We start from the raw sequence: 15,757 nt of genomic DNA, 5'->3' as shown, positions 1-15,757 counted from the left end.
ATTTCCTTTTAATGGAGATTCTACTGTTTTAACGAGTGCAAATGTAAGTAATTATATGGTTTTATAGCATAAAAAAATCCTAAGCAAATACTTAGGATTTTTAATATTTATAAAAACGATATAAATTTATCCGTCAGGATGCATAAATTTTTGTTTTCCTAATAAAACTTCTTCAGTTTCTACGTGAGAATCGTCAGGAACACAACAATCCACAGGACAAACCGCAGCACATTGAGGTTCTTCATGAAAACCAACACATTCTGTACACTTGTCTGGAACTATGTAATAAATTTCATCACTAATTGGCTCTTGAGCTTCATCTGCATCAACATTTTTACCATTAGGTAAAACTAATTCTCCATCTAAACTAGTACCATCTTTATATCTCCAATCATCTGCTCCTTCATATATTGCAGTATTTGGACATTCTGGCTCACAAGCACCACAGTTAATACATTCGTCTGTTATAATAATTGCCATAGAAATTTCTTTTTTTATAAAAATTGAGGCTAATTGTTGTTTTATAAAACTTTACAAGCTCAATTGCTTTTCTTAACTTTGCAGTGCAAAAATAAAGCCAATTGACTTTATAACCAAAATATCTTATGCAATTAGAACAAAGAATTAAAGCTTTTACAGAATTAGGTCGTTTTTTAAGTCAATTTACATCTAGTGAGTTTAAAAAAAATGATTCTATTTTGCATAACGATTTATTTTTTGATGGTTTTAAACATCAAATAAAATTAGCAAAACAACATAATGGTTGGTTTAATTTAGATAATTTAATATTCAGTTTTAATTCTTGGTCTAAAGCTTTAGAAAAAAGTAATCTTGAAAGTTTTACTTCTAATTATAGTTTTAATAAAGTTACTCCACAAAATGTTGCCATTATTATGGCGGGAAACATTCCTTTAGTTGGGTTTCATGATTTTTTATGCGTTCTATTATCTGGTCATAATGTTCTAGTAAAACAATCTTCTAACGACAAACAACTTCTACCCTTTTTAGCAAAATACTTAGAGTATGTTGAAAATGGTTTTAAAGGAAAAGTTAACTTTACTGAAGAAAAATTAGAAAATTTTGATGCTGTTATAGCTACAGGTAGCAATAATACAGCACGTTATTTTGATTATTATTTCAAAGGTAATCCATCAATAATTAGAAAAAATAGAAATTCCGTAGCTGTTTTAAACGGAAACGAATCTGAAGATGATATGAAAAATCTATCCGAAGATATTTTTAGGTATTTTGGATTAGGTTGTAGAAATGTCTCTAAAATATTTGTTCCTAAAGGTTATAATTTTGATACCTTATTTAATGGTATTTACCACTGGAATGATATAATAAACTATCATAAATACACTAATAATTACGATTACAACAAAGCAGTCTATTTAATGAGCGAATTTGATATGCTAGAAAACGGCTTTTTTATGATAAAAGAAGATACCAGTTACGGATCTCCAATTGCTACGCTTTTTTATGAATATTATGATGACTTAGATTCCCTAAAGATAAAATTATCTAACGATAACGATTTAATTCAATGTATAGTTAGTAATGAGGACATTGGCAACAAAGTAAACTTTGGAGAAACACAACAACCAAAATTAACGGATTTTGCAGACAGTATAGATACTATTGAATTTTTATTAAAAATATAGTTGAATTTTATCTTTTAAATAACACGATTTCTAACAATAATTAAGACCTTTGTAACTTAAATACCATACAAACATGCAAAAACATAATTTTAGTGCAGGACCATGTATTCTGCCACAAGAAGTCCTTAAAAAAGCTTCGGAAGCTGTATTAAATTTTAATAATGATAACTTATCATTATTAGAAATATCTCACAGAAGCAAAGCTTTTGTAGATGTTATGGAAAATGCACGTTCTTTAGCCTTAGAACTTTTAGGTTTGGAAGGAAAAGGTTACAAAGCATTATTTTTACAAGGTGGAGCAAGCACACAGTTTTTAATGGTTGCTCAAAACTTACTTGAAAAAAGAGCAGCTTATTTGAATACAGGAACTTGGGCTGATAAAGCAGTTAAGGAAGCTGTAATATTCGATGATATTTTAGAAGTTGCATCATCTAAAGACGCTAATTATAATTATATCCCTAAAGGATTTGATATTCCAGAAGATCATGATTATTTTCATTGTACATCAAACAACACCATCTATGGTACTCAAATGAAAAAATTCCCTAAATCTCCTATTCCAATGGTATGTGATATGAGTTCAGATATTTTCTCTAGAACTTTAGATTTTTCAAAATTTGATTTAATTTATGCTGGAGCTCAAAAAAATATGGGTCCTGCAGGAACAACTCTAGTTATTGTTAAAGAAGATATTTTAGGTAAAGTATCTCGCAAAATACCTAGTATGTTAGATTATAAAGTACATATTAGTAAAGGTAGCATGTTTAATACGCCTCCTGTTTTTCCAATTTACACATCAATGCTAACTCTAGAATGGTTAAAAAATTTAGGAGGAATTGAAGCTATTGAAAAAGAAAACAAGAAAAAGTCAATTTTAATGTATTCTGAAATTGATTTAAATCCATTATTTAAAGGTTTTTCAGCTAAAGCTGATAGATCTGACATGAATGCCACTTTTAGCTTAGTCAACGAAGATTTAAAAGAAACTTTTGAAACAATGCTACAAGAAGCAGGAATTAATGGTTTAAATGGACACAGAAGTGTTGGTGGCTATAGAGCAAGTATGTACAACGCATTACCTTTAGATAGTGTTAAAGTATTGGTTGAAGTTATGAGTGAACTTGAATATAAAGCTTAATCAATTAGTAAAAGAATTTAAAACAGTTCGCTTTAGCGGAAAAAATTTAATATACAATGAAAGTATTAGCAAACGATGGTGTTTCACAAAGCGGAATTAATGCATTAGAAGCTGCAGGATTTGAAGTAATTACAGTTACTGTTGCACAGGAGCAACTAGCAAATTATATTAATGAAAATAAAGTAGACGTTGTTTTAGTTAGAAGCGCAACAACTGTAAGAAAAGATGTTATTGATGCATGTCCATGCTTAAAGGTTATTGGTCGTGGTGGTGTTGGAATGGATAATATTGATGTGGAATATGCACGCGAAAAAGGTGTTCATGTTATCAATACACCAGCTGCATCTTCTCAATCTGTAGCAGAGTTAGTGTTTGCTCACCTTTTTGGAGGCGTACGTTATTTATATGATTCTAATCGTAATATGCCTTTAGATGGAGACACTAAGTTTAAAGCCTTAAAGAAAAATTATGCTAAAGGTGTTGAACTAAGAGGAAAAACAATTGGAATTATCGGGTTTGGTCGCATTGGTAGAGAAGTCGCTAAAATTGCACTAGGTGTAGGTATGAAGGTTATTGCAAGTGATAAATTTGTTGGTAAAGCAGAAATTAAAGTAGAATTCTATAATGGGCAATTTATCAACGTAGAAATTGAAACCGAACCTGTTGATGATGTCTTAAGACATGCAGATTTTATTTCATTACATGTTCCTGCTCAAAAAGATTACGTAATTGGTAAAGCGCAATTTGACTTAATGAAAGATGGTTCTGCAATTATTAATGCAGCTCGCGGAGGCGTAGTAGATGAAGTTGCATTAGTTGCAGCTTTAGAGTCTGGTAAATTAAGTTTTGCAGGATTAGATACATTTCAAGATGAACCAAAACCAGCAGTGCAATTATTAATGAATGATAGAATTTCTCTAACACCACATATTGGTGCTGCAACTAACGAAGCACAAGATAGAATTGGAACAGAATTAGCTGAACAAATAAAAAGTTTACTCTTAATCGATAATAAGTAACGTTTTGTCGTAAAAACAATTAAATAAACAATTGTTTTAAGACTCAATATTGATTTGAGGCTTTTTTTCTGTAATTTGGAATACGTTTTGATTACAAAGAAATATATTAACATAAAACATATTAAATGTCAGGAATTTTAGATTTATTGAACAGTGATTTAGGAAAACAAATTATTGGTGGAGTTGCAGGATCAACTGGAAATGACCAAGGAAAAACAAGTAGTGTATTAACAATGGCTCTACCAGTATTAATGAAAGCTATGCAACGTAATGCTTCTACTCCAGAAGGAGCTGAAGGATTAATGGGTGCAATTAGCGGAAAACATAGTGGTGGAATTTTAGATAATTTAGGTGATCTTTTTGGAGGTGGCGTAAATGAAGATATTACTAATGATGGTGATAAAATTTTAGGACATGTTTTAGGAGCTAAACGTTCTGGTGTAGAATCTGTAATTGGACAAAAAGCAGGAATGGACTCAGGTTCTGTGGCTCAAATATTAAAAGTAGCTGCTCCAATTCTTATGGGAGTTTTAGGAAAACAAGCACAACAAAGCAACGTAAGTTCTTCTAATGGTATTGGAGATTTATTAGGTGGTTTGTTAGGCGGTAGTTCTAGCTCTTCAGAACAAAACTTTCTAGAACAAATTCTTGATGCAGATGGAGATGGAAGTATTGTTGACGATGTTGCAGGAATGGTACTTGGAGGTACTAAGAAAAAAGGCGGATTAGCTGGTTTACTTGGTGGTCTTTTTGGAAAATAAATTCAATTTAAGAAGTTTAAAAAAAGCCAAACATTAATGTTTGGCTTTTTTATTTTACAAAAACACACCTAACTTTAATAAAATTTAATCATCATGAAAAATATAGTTTTTGTTATAATTATAATATTAGCTTTTGCCTCTTGCAATACCTCAAAAAAAACAATTACAGAAAAACCTGTTCAGCAAACAAAAGAAAATGATACTGTAACCATTTCAAGTAATAAATTAGAATATGATCTAATTATTATTGAACCAGGATTTAATATATGGCTAAACAGTATTGCCAAACCTGAAGGTTTCTATTCTCAATCTTATTTAGAACAAAAAAACAACTTGTATGTTTTAGAATGGAATAATAGAGTTAATCAATCTGGAAGATATTCTCAAAATTTATATGAAATGCAAATAAACTATCAGTCTAGTATTGATTACGGTTATGAACTTAACTATAAGCTATATAATTATTTTATTTATTTCCAAAACAAATACAAACAAAATCTACTTGGTAGACGAGTTCCTATAAATTAAATTATATTTGCCAATCGCAAAACTAATTCTGATTATGCAAGCATTTAAAAAGCGTTGGGAAATTACTAAAAATTGGCAATTATTATTTCCTTTACTAGGTATTATAGCGTTAATTTACTCAAGTTATAGACTTTCAAACTTGATTATAAAAAATCAACCTCTTTACTTTAAAATTGCTTTAACTATTATAGTTTCTTACTTATTACTAAACATATGCTTAAAACTATTTAAAAAATTAGAGCATAAATGGGTTGTAAAACAACGTTGGGAAATTATTAGAATCTTTTTAGTTTTTGCAATAACAGGTTCTTCTAGTCTTTTTGTTGGAAGACCAATTATTAAATCTATTGGAATAACTAAAGAGAATTTAAATATTGTAGTTTATTATATCTTATTCTGTTTTATTGCTTTAGTTTTTTATCAAATTCTATTAGTTACTTTTGGTTGGTTATTTGGTCAGTTTGAATTTTTCTGGAATTTTGAAAAGAAAATGCTTAGACGATTTGGGTTAGGTCGTTTTCTTAAAAATTAATTCCTACAATTTATTGTAATAAAAAAAGCATCTTTTAATTTTAAAAGATGCTTTTTAGTCTAATAAAATATTTTGATCTTATATTACGTTTACATTAAATGTAACCTCAACATCTGTTTCTCCTCCAGCATCTGATAATCCAAAATTTGGTTTTGTTGGCTCATGTCTTAGTGTTAAAGTAAATGCTCCACTACTTGCAGCTCCAGTATTAAAACTAAATTCTAGTCCTAATAAATTATTGTTTCCATCCACATCCGTAGCTGCTGCTGTTATGTTTAATGCATTTTCAAAAGTATAAAAAACTTGGTGTTCATCAGCTTCTTGTTCAACTTCTAATGTAATATCTTCTGCTGGGCTTTCTGTTTCATTTAAAAATTGAACAGTTCCTGTATAGTTTGTATTAGCATCAAAATCACCATCAACGTCTATTACTGCAAGACCTGATCCATCTCCATCTAAATCTGTATAAGTTAAAGTTACCGTTGAACTTGTTGCATGGGTTAAAACCACTTTTACTGTTGTTATTAATTCTTCTTCGTTAACTGGTAATGGATTCATATCATCATCACTTGAACAAGAAAAAGTTAATAATAAAATGGCTAATACGTTTAATAATTTAAAAGTTTTCATAATTGTTATTTTTAATAATTTAATTTTAATTGAATTGAAATGTTTCTACCTAAATCATCTGCATAATATCTAAAACGATTTAAGTAATTTCGGTAGGTTGTATTAAATACATTATCTACAAATAAACTTACATTTAATGCTGTTTTATTTGATAGATTTAAAGGCATACTTGCTTTAAAATTTGTTAAAAAGTAAGCTTCTGGTGGCGTACTTAAATCAACTTCTTGAAATGTTTGTGTTGTTGGAACGAATACATCAAAATTAGTGTCTGGAAATTCATTTTGTCTAAACACATAATTATTTTGTAGCGTTATATTAATGTTTTTTAATTTTTCTATATTATAATTTATTGAATTGTTTAATGATGCTGGTGGTAAATTAATTAATGGCTTTTTTATATCATCATAACCTTTTACCAATGCAAATTGTTGCGTTATATTAAGGCTCTTTAAAGGACTGTATGTAACATCTAAATCTATACCATATAACTTAGCATTAGTTTCTCTATAACTCCAAACCTGAAAGTTACCTCTTATACTTTGCTCAACACTAGTTGGCTCTAAAACTTTAAAACGGTTTACAAACTGAACAAAAGGGTTGAAATTGAAGGTTAACTTCTCACCTTTTCTTTCGTAATTGAAAGCTATTTTATGAGAAATTTCAGATTTAAACCTTAAATCTCCTAATTCAATTCTTGAGGCTGAATGATGTAAACCTTCACTAAATAGTTCTGATGCATTTGGAGCTCTAGATGCTAATCCATAATTTAATTTAAAAAGTTGTTTTTCATCAATCTTATAAAATAATCCTGTTGCGCCAGAAAAATTAACGAAAGTCAGGTTAGCATTAACTAAAACTTGAGTGCCTAAATCCTGAACAACTAGATCAGAGAACAACTCATCGTAATTTCTTAATTCCCAAAACGTCGTTCTATAAAACTTAAAAGCATCAATGTTTTTGATATCTAATCTAGAACCTAATTCAAAAGTTAATTTATCATTCAAGTTAGTAGAAAACACAGCATATAATGCAGCTTCATTAGCATCGTAATCTGGAATTAATCGTCTTACACCAGTTTCAGGATTTGCAAAGTTATTTTCATTAGAAAAACTTAACCCTGATTTAATTAAGCTACTGGAATTATTAAATTTGGTTTCTAAATCTAATAAGAAATTATGACTACTCAACTCTAAATCTATCGACGGCTTATCCTTATCATCTCCACGTCTAATATCGTATTCAAAACGTTTATTTATTTGATAATTATACTGTATATTTAACTTTCCTAATTTGCTAAATTTCTTAAAAGCATTAAGCCTATACACTTGATGTGTAACGTCTTGCTTAGGATTATTAACAGCATATGTAAAATCATCTATAAAAAGTGGTTCTGGACTAGAAATAGCTGCAATTTGATCTGTTGCTCCTCCTAAATGTGAAGCTCTTAAAATTCCAACCGTAGATTTAAAAAAGGAATAACTTCCTGTAACACCATAATTAAATTTATTTACACCTGTTTTTAAGGAAATATCACGCTCATAAAAAGCAGTATTACTTAAATTATAATCTGGTGTATTAAAATCGCCAAAGCGTTTTACTGTACCTTGAACCGATGCAAAAAAACCAGTCTCAAAAGATTTGGTTAAATTAGAACTAAGTGTTCCACCTCTACCATTACTATGTAAACTTAAAATAGTATTTCCATAGACAGTATCTTTTACTGGAATTTTATTAGACTCAGTAAGGATCATTCCTCCAATAGCATCACCACTATATTTTAAGCCATTTGCGCCTTTAATAACAGTAACTGTACTAATAGCATTAACATCCATATTTGGAGCATGTTCTATTCCCCATTCTTGGTCTTTAAGCCTAGAACCATCATTAATAATAACAACTCTAGAACTATGTAAACCATTAATAATAGGCTTAGAAATACTATTACCTGTACTTAATTTAGAAACACCAGAAACTGTTTCCAATAAATCTGCAAAAGATTTACTAGAAAAATTATCTATAGTAGCTTTTCTAATAATAATTTCGTTAGCTGTTTTGGTTAACGATTTATTACTATTACCACTAATAGTAACCTCATTTAATTCTTCTAAATGATGTTCTAAATAGAAAGTTTTAAAGGTGTTACCATTAATTTTAACGGTATAACCTTTTGTTGTACAATATGGATGAGACACTTGAAAAGCATACTCTTTATTACAAAGACTACTAAAAGTAAACTCACCATCAATATTAGTTTGTACAGCTTGTTCTACACCTGCTAAAATAACAGTTGCTCCTACTAAAGCAGTATTGTCGTGTGAATCAATAACTTTTCCTTGAAAAGTATAGATACAGTCTTGCGCTATAACTTGTAAAAATGATAAACAAGCAATAACGCTAAGTAAAATGCGCATAAGATATATTTAATTAAACAATAAATGTGTTTAACTAAATTTTGGCGGACCTCTAAGAAGATTTAAATTTGAAGTATAATTAGCATATACAACGTAATTAGTATTATAAATTGGTTGTTTTACTACATTAGCCTCTAAATATTCTCTAAAAATATTAAGTTGAAAATTATATGATGTAAATTGATATTCATCAATATGACATTCAACTATATCCTCATGAATATGTTCAGAATCGTCTAAACAAACAGTATGTTTATGATTTTCAAAACTATGTTCTAGAGCTAAAATAGTAGGTACAAACAATAGCACCAATAAAATTAGCGCTAATGATTTTATAAATACATTTTTAACAATACTCATAGAATTACAAAAATAGTGAAAACAATACAGTTATGAATATTTTAAGATATTTTTATGATATGCCATTTTTTATAAATACGTAGTTTATTAAATTACAACTATAAATACGTTAATAACTACTAATAACTACTCTACTCACATTAAAGTAAAAATACTATTTTGCATCTGTAATCAAAATCAAAATAATTGAAAGTCTGCATAGCCGAGAAACCAAGTGTTGCTAGAGAAATTGCCCAAGTTGTTGGAGCAAATACTAAACACGATGGCTATTTTGAAGGTAACGGTTACCAAGTTACTTTTACTTTTGGGCATTTATGTACTTTAAAAGAACCTAACGATTATAAACCACATTGGAAAAGCTGGGATTTAAACAACTTACCGATGCTTCCGGAGAAGTTTGAAACAAAAGTTACCAACGACTCTGGTATAAAAAAGCAATTTAATATTGTAAAAAAGCTATTTGATAAAGCAGATGTAGTTATAAACTGTGGTGATGCAGGAACAGAAGGAGAATTAATACAGCGCTGGGTTTTAGATCAAGCAAATTATAAAGGCGAAGTCCAACGCTTATGGATTTCATCTTTAACTACAGAAGCCATAAAAGATGGTTTTAACAATTTACAATCTAGTAAAAAATATGACAACTTATATTACGCAGGCTTTTCTAGAGCTATTGGTGATTGGCTTCTAGGTATGAATGCCACACGTTTATATACTGTAAAACATGGCGGTTATAAGCAGGTTTTAAGTGTTGGACGCGTTCAAACACCAACATTAGCAATGGTTGTAAATCGTTTTAAAGACATTGAGAACTTTAAACCAAAGCCTTATTGGGAATTACAAACCTTATACAGAGATACTCTATTTAGTTACGAAGAAGGACGATTTACAAAAGTTGAAGAAGGACAAGCCTTAGCGACCAAAGTTAAGGAACACGATTTTGAAATTGTATCCACTAAAAAGAAAAACGGTAACGAGTATGCACCAAAATTATTTGATTTAACTGGCTTACAAGTATATTGTAATACTAAATTCGGTTTTTCAGCAGATGAAACATTAAAGATTGTTCAGAAATTATACGAACAAAAAGTGGTGACTTATCCAAGAGTAGACACTACTTTTTTACCGAATGACATTTACCCAAAAGTACCTGGTATACTTGATAATTTAAAAAGTTACAGCACATTAACACAGTCACTTTTAGGAAAAAAAGTAAAAAAATCTAAACGTGTTTTTGACGATGCTAAAGTTACAGATCATCACGCCATTATTCCTACAGGAATACAAATAAACTTACAATACAATCAACAACAGGTTTACGATATTATTACCAAACGCTTTATAGCAGTTTTTTATGATGATTGTAAAGTGTCTAATACAACGGTAATTGGTAAAGCAGATACTGTAAATTTTAAAACCACAGGAAAAGAAATTCTAAGTAAAGGTTGGCGCGTTGTTTTTGAAACACCAAATTCTAAAAATACGGAAGCTGGTTTATTACCTAATTTTGTTAAAGGCGAAAAAGGTCCACACGAACCATCTTTTTTAGAAAAAGAAACCAAGCCACCAAATCAATTTACAGAAGCGACATTATTAAGAGCAATGGAAACCGCTGGAAAGCAAGTAGATAATGATGAATTGCGTGATTTAATGAAGGAAAATGGTATTGGAAGACCTTCTACTCGTGCCAATATTATAGAAACTCTTTTTAGACGTAAATATATAAAGCGTAATAAAAAGCAAGTATTACCAACAGTTACTGGCATTCAATTAATAGAGACTATTAAAAACGATTTATTAAAATCTGCTGAACTTACTGGTTTATGGGAAAAACAACTAAAAGATATTGAAAAAGGTGAATTTAGTGCCGGCACTTTTATACACAATATGAAAAAAATGGTGGACCAATTGGTTTACGAAGTTAGAAGCGAAAAAAACGAAGCAAAAATTAGTTACACCAATAATAAAACAAATACTACTAAAAAGAAAACAACAAAAAAAACAAAAGGAATTATAGCTGCTGCTTGTCCTAAATGTAAATCTGGGCAATTAGTTAAAGGAAAAAATGCTTACGGCTGTAATCTTTACGGTAAAACTTGTGATTTTGTTCTGCCTTTTGAATTTAGAGAAAAGAAAATATCAGAAAACCAATACCAACGTTTATTAGATAAAGGAAGCACAGTAAATTTAAAAGGATTTAAAATTGAAGGTCAAAACCTGGAAGGATTATTACGCTTTGACGAGGCTTTTAAGTTAAAGTTAGAACCTAAAAAAACGACTATAAAATCTAAATCAGATAATAAAAACAGTTGTCCAAAATGTAAAAAAGGAACTATTATAAAAGGCAAAACAGCTTATGGTTGTAGTGCTTATAAAGAAGGTTGTGATTTTAGATTTTCTTATGATGATGTTAGATCTAAAGCAAACGGACAAACTCTAACTAAAGAATTAGTTTTTAAGATATTACAAAATTATACTTTGTAATAAGTTTTTAAAATAAAAAAGCTCGAATTAAAGTTGCTATACAACCTTAACTCGGGCTTAATAACTTTATTATACACTACTCTAAGGTAAATATAGAACTAGAAACTAATCTACTTTTATCAAAAATATTTACTTTATAATTTCCTTCATTAAAATCTTCTTTTTCTCCTTTAACAATAAATTCACAGATGTCTAAATCTTTAGAGTTATAGTTAAACGTACTAATTAAAGAATAATTTAAAGATTGCTCTCCAAACATAACTTTTGCATTTTCACCTAAAATATTATTACTTGGATCCATTACTTGTACAAAAAAAGCTTTATCTCCAGAATTTACTAAACTATTTTTAGTTACTGTAAAACAAATACGCAACTTATCGCTTCTACTCGCTTTATCTGTTTCAATAATTTTACCAGAATTTCTTACAATTACACCTTCAGCTTTAAGTTTAGCTGTATTTAAAACACTTGCGGTTTCAACTACATTAGCTAATGCATTATTTTGTACTGTTAAAGAATCTCCAAACATTTTACGTTCTTCTAATTGTATGTTTGTACTATCTAAAGATGTTGTTAAGTTTTTGTTTTCAACTTTTAACAAGTCGTTTTCTTTTAAAACTATTGTCATTTCTTTTTGCAAAGCTTTATATTTAGAAACATAACCCATTAAATTTTTAACGTTAGTTTCACTCTTCTGCAAAGAATCAATTAAACCTTGAACACGTTCTTGAGCTAAAACTAAATTTTCATTCGCAATGTCATTTTCACTTAAAGCTAAGCTATACTTATCATTCATTGCATTTAAATCAGCTAAAACAGATTCTTTTTCTTGATTTAACTCACTTACAGTGACTTTATTTTTGTTGTACATATCGTAAGAAAAATAGCCTATTCCTAAAATAAGAGCTAATAATATTCCTAAAATTACTTTTAATCCAATGTTGTTACTTTTGTTTTCTGACATAATGATGGTTTTTTAAAGGTTAAACTTAAGTGTTTTTTGTTGAATAGTAAATTTAAAAGTGTAATTTTATTTCTTTATTTTTAATCTTATGAAAAACCTTGTTTTATTTACTGAAACAGACCGGAATAATCTTATTTCTAAAAGAGATAAAGAAACTAAATTTGGAGAACTTGTTAAATGTGCTACCAACTATACTTCATTTAACGCTGAGATTCTAAATACAGATGTTAAGTATGTGTTAATTGGTATTTCTGAGACTATAGGTATTCAATCTAATCTTGGTTTTTCTAAAGCCTATAAAACCTTTAATGCCACACTTAAAGTTTTATTAAATACACAAAACAATCAGTTTTCTCATCCAGAAAAGGTCTTAGTATTAGGTCAATTAGTTTACCCAGAATTTCAAGACGATGTAAAAGAACTAAATCTTAATAGTGCTACTGATTTAAAAAAAGCAAGACGCTTAGTAGAAATTATAGATAAAGATGTTTCTAACTTAATATATGATATTGTTAAAGCAGGAAAAACGCCAATTATTATTGGAGGCGGACATAACAATGCTTATGGAAATTTAAAAGGAACAGCTTTAGCTTTAAATCAACCTATAAATGCTATAAATTTTGATGCACATACAGATTTTAGACCTTTAGAGGGCAGGCATAGCGGAAACGGGTTTAGTTATGCTAAACACGAAGGTTTTTTAAACAACTATTTTATGTTTGGTTTACACGAAAACTACCTTCAACAAAATGTTTTAGAAATTTTAAATAAAGATAAATCTTTAGGCTACAATACTTATGAGGCTTTAGGTGTTAGAAATGAAATATCTTTTGACAAAGCATTGTATCAAGCCGAAAAGCATAGTGCTAAATCACGTTTTGGACTAGAGTTGGATTGCGATGCCATTATTAATATTACAAGTAGCGCACAAACTCCAAGTGGTTTTTCTGTAGTACAAACAAGACAGTTTATTAATCACTTTGCTAAACATAAAAATATAAGTTATTTTCACATTTGTGAAGCTTCTTGTTCTAAAAAAAGTGAAAAACAATTGGGTAAACTCCTATCCTATTTTATATTAGATTTTATAAACGCTAATCACAATTTATAATGACAAAACTAAAATTAGAATTTATACGTTTAGGATTAGCCTTTTTTACATTTGCGTTTACTTTATTATCGCTTTTTATGTATATAAACCAAGTTAATGGACAATGGTTTCGCATTATTGGAGAACTTCTAACCATTCCTGTAATTTTATTAACTGCTGGAATTCCAATTTGGCTAATTATAGATTTAATTAAAAAAAATGTAGCCGATAAGTCTATTTTTAATCTCACGTTTTTTATTTCTGTAATTTCTGTTGCACTACTATTCTTTGCTCTTAATTTTTTAAGTTAATATGTCTAAATTCAGCTTAGAAACTTTATTAAAGCATTTAAAAACACATTTTGGTTATGATAGTTTTCGTGGGCAACAAGAAGATATTATTAAAAATTTATTAGATAAAAAAGACACTTTGGTTATTATGCCAACTGGTGGCGGAAAATCTATTTGTTTTCAATTACCTGCTTTAGTTTTTGAAGGTCTAACTTTAGTTATTTCTCCATTAATAGCATTAATGAAAGACCAAGTAGATGGTTTAAATGCCAATGGGATAAAAGCGGATTATTATAACAGCAGTCAATCTTCAGAAGCGCAACAAACCATTATAGAACGTGTTTTAAATAACGATTTAAAACTCTTATATGTCGCTCCAGAAAGTTTAGCTGGATTACAAAATATTTTAAACGAAGCTTATATTAGTTGCATTGCAATAGACGAAGCACATTGTATTTCTAGTTGGGGACACGATTTTAGACCTAGTTATCAAGAGCTAAGTTTTTTTAAAAAAATATTGCCAAACACGCCAATTATAGCTTTAACTGCAACTGCAGATAAAGCTACAAGGCAAGATATTTTAGATCAGTTAAAAGTGCCAGATGCCAAACAATTTATTTCGTCTTTTGATAGAGAAAATATTGAATTAGAGGTAAGACCAGCAGATGGAAGAGCGAAACAAATTGTTCAGTTTATAAATAGGCATCCAGGACAGTCTGGAATTGTATACTGTTTAAGCAGAAAAAACACAGAACAGATTGCAAAAAAATTAAATGAGAATGGTATAAATTCCGATGCTTACCATGCTGGAATGAGTTTTGAAGACAGATCTCGAGTTCAAGAAGATTTTATTTACGATAAAACGCAAGTCGTTTGTGCTACTGTAGCTTTTGGTATGGGAATAGATAAATCTAACGTGCGTTGGGTTATTCATCACAATATGCCAAAAAACATTGAAGGTTATTATCAAGAAATTGGTCGTTCTGGTAGAGATGGATTAAAAGCTAAAGCTTTATTATTTCATAGTTATGCTGATGTAATTCAACTTAGAAAATTTGCTTCTGGCGCAAGTAACGAAGATGTTCAAGTTGCTAAACTAGATAGAATGAAGCAGTTTAGTGAAGCTACAACTTGCCGACGTAAAATTCTACTAAGTTACTTTGGAGAATTATTAGAAGAAAACTGTGGCAATTGCGATGTTTGCAAAAATCCACCACAATTTTTTGATGGCACTCTAATTGCTCAGAAAATTCTATCTGCCATTTATAGAGTTAAAGAAACCGAAGCCACAGGAACAATTATAGACGTATTACGTGGCGCACAAAATGCAAACATATTAGAAAAAGAATTAGATAAAATTAGAACCTTTGGTATTGGAAAAGACATATCTTGGAACCATTGGCAACATTTTATAATTCAATTAGCAAATCAAGGTGCTTGCGAAATTGCTTTTCATAAAAATAACGCACTACAACTAACAAATTTTGCTAATAAAATTTTATTTGATGGCGCAAAAATTTCTTTAACACAACCTATAGCTTACAAAGAACTAGCCAATAAAAAAGCTAAAACTGCTGTTGTAAAACGAACTAAAACAAATAGCTTATTTGAACGTTTACGTAAGTTGCGTTATAAAATTTCTTTAGAAGAAAACATACCTGCATATTTAATATTTAACGATGCTACATTAAAAGAAATGGAAAAAGTTAGACCAACTAATGAAGGTGATTTTTTAACCATTTCTGGAGTTGGACAACGTAAACTAGAGGTTTATGGTGAAGAATTTATAGCAGAAATCTTAGACTTTATTGGTTCTAAGAAAAAAACAGCTAAAAAATAATAACACAAAACCTCTTGACCAATCAAATGAGATTTATCTTATCCAA

General features: G+C 29.5%; 15 protein-coding genes. 10 read left to right on the top strand and 5 right to left on the bottom strand.

What is annotated here, in order from left to right:
• Positions 1–126 precede the first annotated feature (126 nt).
• A complete protein-coding gene (locus tag ACFDSN_RS08990) occupies positions 127–480 on the bottom strand; it encodes a 4Fe-4S dicluster domain-containing protein (protein WP_375239516.1) in 354 nt (117 codons plus the stop codon).
• Between the two features lie 125 nt (positions 481–605).
• On the opposite strand from ACFDSN_RS08990, the gene ACFDSN_RS08985 reads away from it, so the two are divergent.
• From ACFDSN_RS08985 to ACFDSN_RS08960, 6 genes are all read left to right on the top strand, one after another.
• Entirely contained in the window at positions 606–1,664 is a 1,059-nt protein-coding gene (locus ACFDSN_RS08985; protein ID WP_375239515.1) for an acyl-CoA reductase, read from the top strand.
• A 73-nt stretch (positions 1,665–1,737) separates the two neighbouring features.
• Entirely contained in the window at positions 1,738–2,802 is a 1,065-nt protein-coding gene (serC, locus tag ACFDSN_RS08980) for a 3-phosphoserine/phosphohydroxythreonine transaminase (protein WP_375239514.1), read from the top strand.
• Positions 2,803–2,858: 56 nt separating this feature from the next.
• Complete coding sequence (locus ACFDSN_RS08975; RefSeq protein ID WP_375239513.1) at positions 2,859–3,821, top strand: D-2-hydroxyacid dehydrogenase; 963 nt, start codon at positions 2,859–2,861, stop codon at positions 3,819–3,821.
• 125 nt (positions 3,822–3,946) lie between these two features.
• A complete protein-coding gene (locus ACFDSN_RS08970) occupies positions 3,947–4,582 on the top strand; it encodes a DUF937 domain-containing protein (protein WP_375239512.1) in 636 nt (211 codons plus the stop codon).
• Positions 4,583–4,675: 93 nt separating this feature from the next.
• The gene (locus ACFDSN_RS08965; RefSeq protein ID WP_375239511.1) at positions 4,676–5,110 is read left to right on the top strand and encodes a DUF6146 family protein; all 435 of its coding nucleotides are present in this window, start codon (positions 4,676–4,678) and stop codon (positions 5,108–5,110) included.
• Positions 5,111–5,144: 34 nt separating this feature from the next.
• Complete coding sequence (locus tag ACFDSN_RS08960; RefSeq protein ID WP_375239510.1) at positions 5,145–5,642, top strand: DUF6787 family protein; 498 nt, start codon at positions 5,145–5,147, stop codon at positions 5,640–5,642.
• A 78-nt stretch (positions 5,643–5,720) separates the two neighbouring features.
• Here the strand turns inward: ACFDSN_RS08960 and ACFDSN_RS08955 are convergent, their stop codons facing one another.
• From ACFDSN_RS08955 to ACFDSN_RS08945, 3 genes are read right to left on the bottom strand one after another with little or no spacing between them, the layout of a single operon-like run.
• Positions 5,721–6,272, bottom strand: coding sequence for a type 1 periplasmic binding fold superfamily protein (locus tag ACFDSN_RS08955; RefSeq protein ID WP_375239509.1), 552 nt, complete (start codon positions 6,270–6,272; stop codon positions 5,721–5,723).
• An 11-nt stretch (positions 6,273–6,283) separates the two neighbouring features.
• The gene (locus ACFDSN_RS08950; RefSeq protein ID WP_375239508.1) at positions 6,284–8,683 is read right to left on the bottom strand and encodes a TonB-dependent receptor; all 2,400 of its coding nucleotides are present in this window, start codon (positions 8,681–8,683) and stop codon (positions 6,284–6,286) included.
• 30 nt (positions 8,684–8,713) lie between these two features.
• A complete protein-coding gene (locus tag ACFDSN_RS08945) occupies positions 8,714–9,043 on the bottom strand; it encodes a hypothetical protein (RefSeq protein WP_375239507.1) in 330 nt (109 codons plus the stop codon).
• A gap of 186 nt (positions 9,044–9,229) precedes the next feature.
• Here ACFDSN_RS08945 and ACFDSN_RS08940 point away from each other — a divergent pair, with 186 nt between their 5' ends.
• Entirely contained in the window at positions 9,230–11,527 is a 2,298-nt protein-coding gene (locus ACFDSN_RS08940) for a DNA topoisomerase 3 (protein ID WP_375239506.1), read from the top strand.
• A 76-nt stretch (positions 11,528–11,603) separates the two neighbouring features.
• Here the strand turns inward: ACFDSN_RS08940 and ACFDSN_RS08935 are convergent, their stop codons facing one another.
• Entirely contained in the window at positions 11,604–12,491 is an 888-nt protein-coding gene (locus ACFDSN_RS08935) for a chromosome partitioning protein ParA (RefSeq protein ID WP_375239505.1), read from the bottom strand.
• Between the two features lie 88 nt (positions 12,492–12,579).
• Here ACFDSN_RS08935 and ACFDSN_RS08930 point away from each other — a divergent pair, with 88 nt between their 5' ends.
• The 3 genes from ACFDSN_RS08930 to recQ are packed head-to-tail and all read left to right on the top strand — an operon-like array spanning position 12,580 to position 15,711.
• Positions 12,580–13,602 carry a formimidoylglutamase gene (locus tag ACFDSN_RS08930; RefSeq protein WP_375239504.1) on the top strand — a complete coding sequence of 341 codons (1,023 nt, stop codon included), beginning with the start codon at positions 12,580–12,582 and terminating at the stop codon, positions 13,600–13,602.
• A complete protein-coding gene (locus ACFDSN_RS08925) occupies positions 13,602–13,892 on the top strand; it encodes a hypothetical protein (RefSeq protein WP_375239503.1) in 291 nt (96 codons plus the stop codon). Before ACFDSN_RS08930 ends, ACFDSN_RS08925 begins: the two co-directional genes overlap by 1 nt.
• A 1-nt stretch (position 13,893) precedes the next feature.
• Positions 13,894–15,711, top strand: coding sequence for a DNA helicase RecQ (gene recQ / locus ACFDSN_RS08920; RefSeq protein ID WP_375239502.1), 1,818 nt, complete (start codon positions 13,894–13,896; stop codon positions 15,709–15,711).
• Positions 15,712–15,757 lie beyond the last annotated feature (46 nt).

This window comes from Aurantibacter sp. (assembly GCF_042094015.1).
In the GTDB taxonomy this organism is placed as follows: domain Bacteria; phylum Bacteroidota; class Bacteroidia; order Flavobacteriales; family Flavobacteriaceae; genus Aurantibacter.
Note: the sequence above shows the minus strand (reverse complement) of the source record. Positions and strands in the feature narration are given on the sequence as shown.

What these genes read in the sequence shown, in the direction of transcription:
- ACFDSN_RS08930 (WP_375239504.1), top strand. Translation starts at nt 12,580, where the DNA reads ATGAAAAACCTTGTTTTATTTACTGAAACAGACCGGAATAATCTTATT.
- ACFDSN_RS08950 (WP_375239508.1), bottom strand. Translation starts at nt 8,683, where the DNA reads ATGCGCATTTTACTTAGCGTTATTGCTTGTTTATCATTTTTACAAGTT.
- ACFDSN_RS08955 (WP_375239509.1), bottom strand. Translation starts at nt 6,272, where the DNA reads ATGAAAACTTTTAAATTATTAAACGTATTAGCCATTTTATTATTAACT.
- ACFDSN_RS08970 (WP_375239512.1), top strand. Translation starts at nt 3,947, where the DNA reads ATGTCAGGAATTTTAGATTTATTGAACAGTGATTTAGGAAAACAAATT.
- ACFDSN_RS08965 (WP_375239511.1), top strand. Translation starts at nt 4,676, where the DNA reads ATGAAAAATATAGTTTTTGTTATAATTATAATATTAGCTTTTGCCTCT.
- ACFDSN_RS08945 (WP_375239507.1), bottom strand. Translation starts at nt 9,043, where the DNA reads ATGAGTATTGTTAAAAATGTATTTATAAAATCATTAGCGCTAATTTTA.
- recQ (WP_375239502.1), top strand. Translation starts at nt 13,894, where the DNA reads ATGTCTAAATTCAGCTTAGAAACTTTATTAAAGCATTTAAAAACACAT.
- ACFDSN_RS08985 (WP_375239515.1), top strand. Translation starts at nt 606, where the DNA reads ATGCAATTAGAACAAAGAATTAAAGCTTTTACAGAATTAGGTCGTTTT.
- ACFDSN_RS08960 (WP_375239510.1), top strand. Translation starts at nt 5,145, where the DNA reads ATGCAAGCATTTAAAAAGCGTTGGGAAATTACTAAAAATTGGCAATTA.
- ACFDSN_RS08990 (WP_375239516.1), bottom strand. Translation starts at nt 480, where the DNA reads ATGGCAATTATTATAACAGACGAATGTATTAACTGTGGTGCTTGTGAG.
- ACFDSN_RS08925 (WP_375239503.1), top strand. Translation starts at nt 13,602, where the DNA reads ATGACAAAACTAAAATTAGAATTTATACGTTTAGGATTAGCCTTTTTT.
- ACFDSN_RS08975 (WP_375239513.1), top strand. Translation starts at nt 2,859, where the DNA reads ATGAAAGTATTAGCAAACGATGGTGTTTCACAAAGCGGAATTAATGCA.
- serC (WP_375239514.1), top strand. Translation starts at nt 1,738, where the DNA reads ATGCAAAAACATAATTTTAGTGCAGGACCATGTATTCTGCCACAAGAA.
- ACFDSN_RS08935 (WP_375239505.1), bottom strand. Translation starts at nt 12,491, where the DNA reads ATGTCAGAAAACAAAAGTAACAACATTGGATTAAAAGTAATTTTAGGA.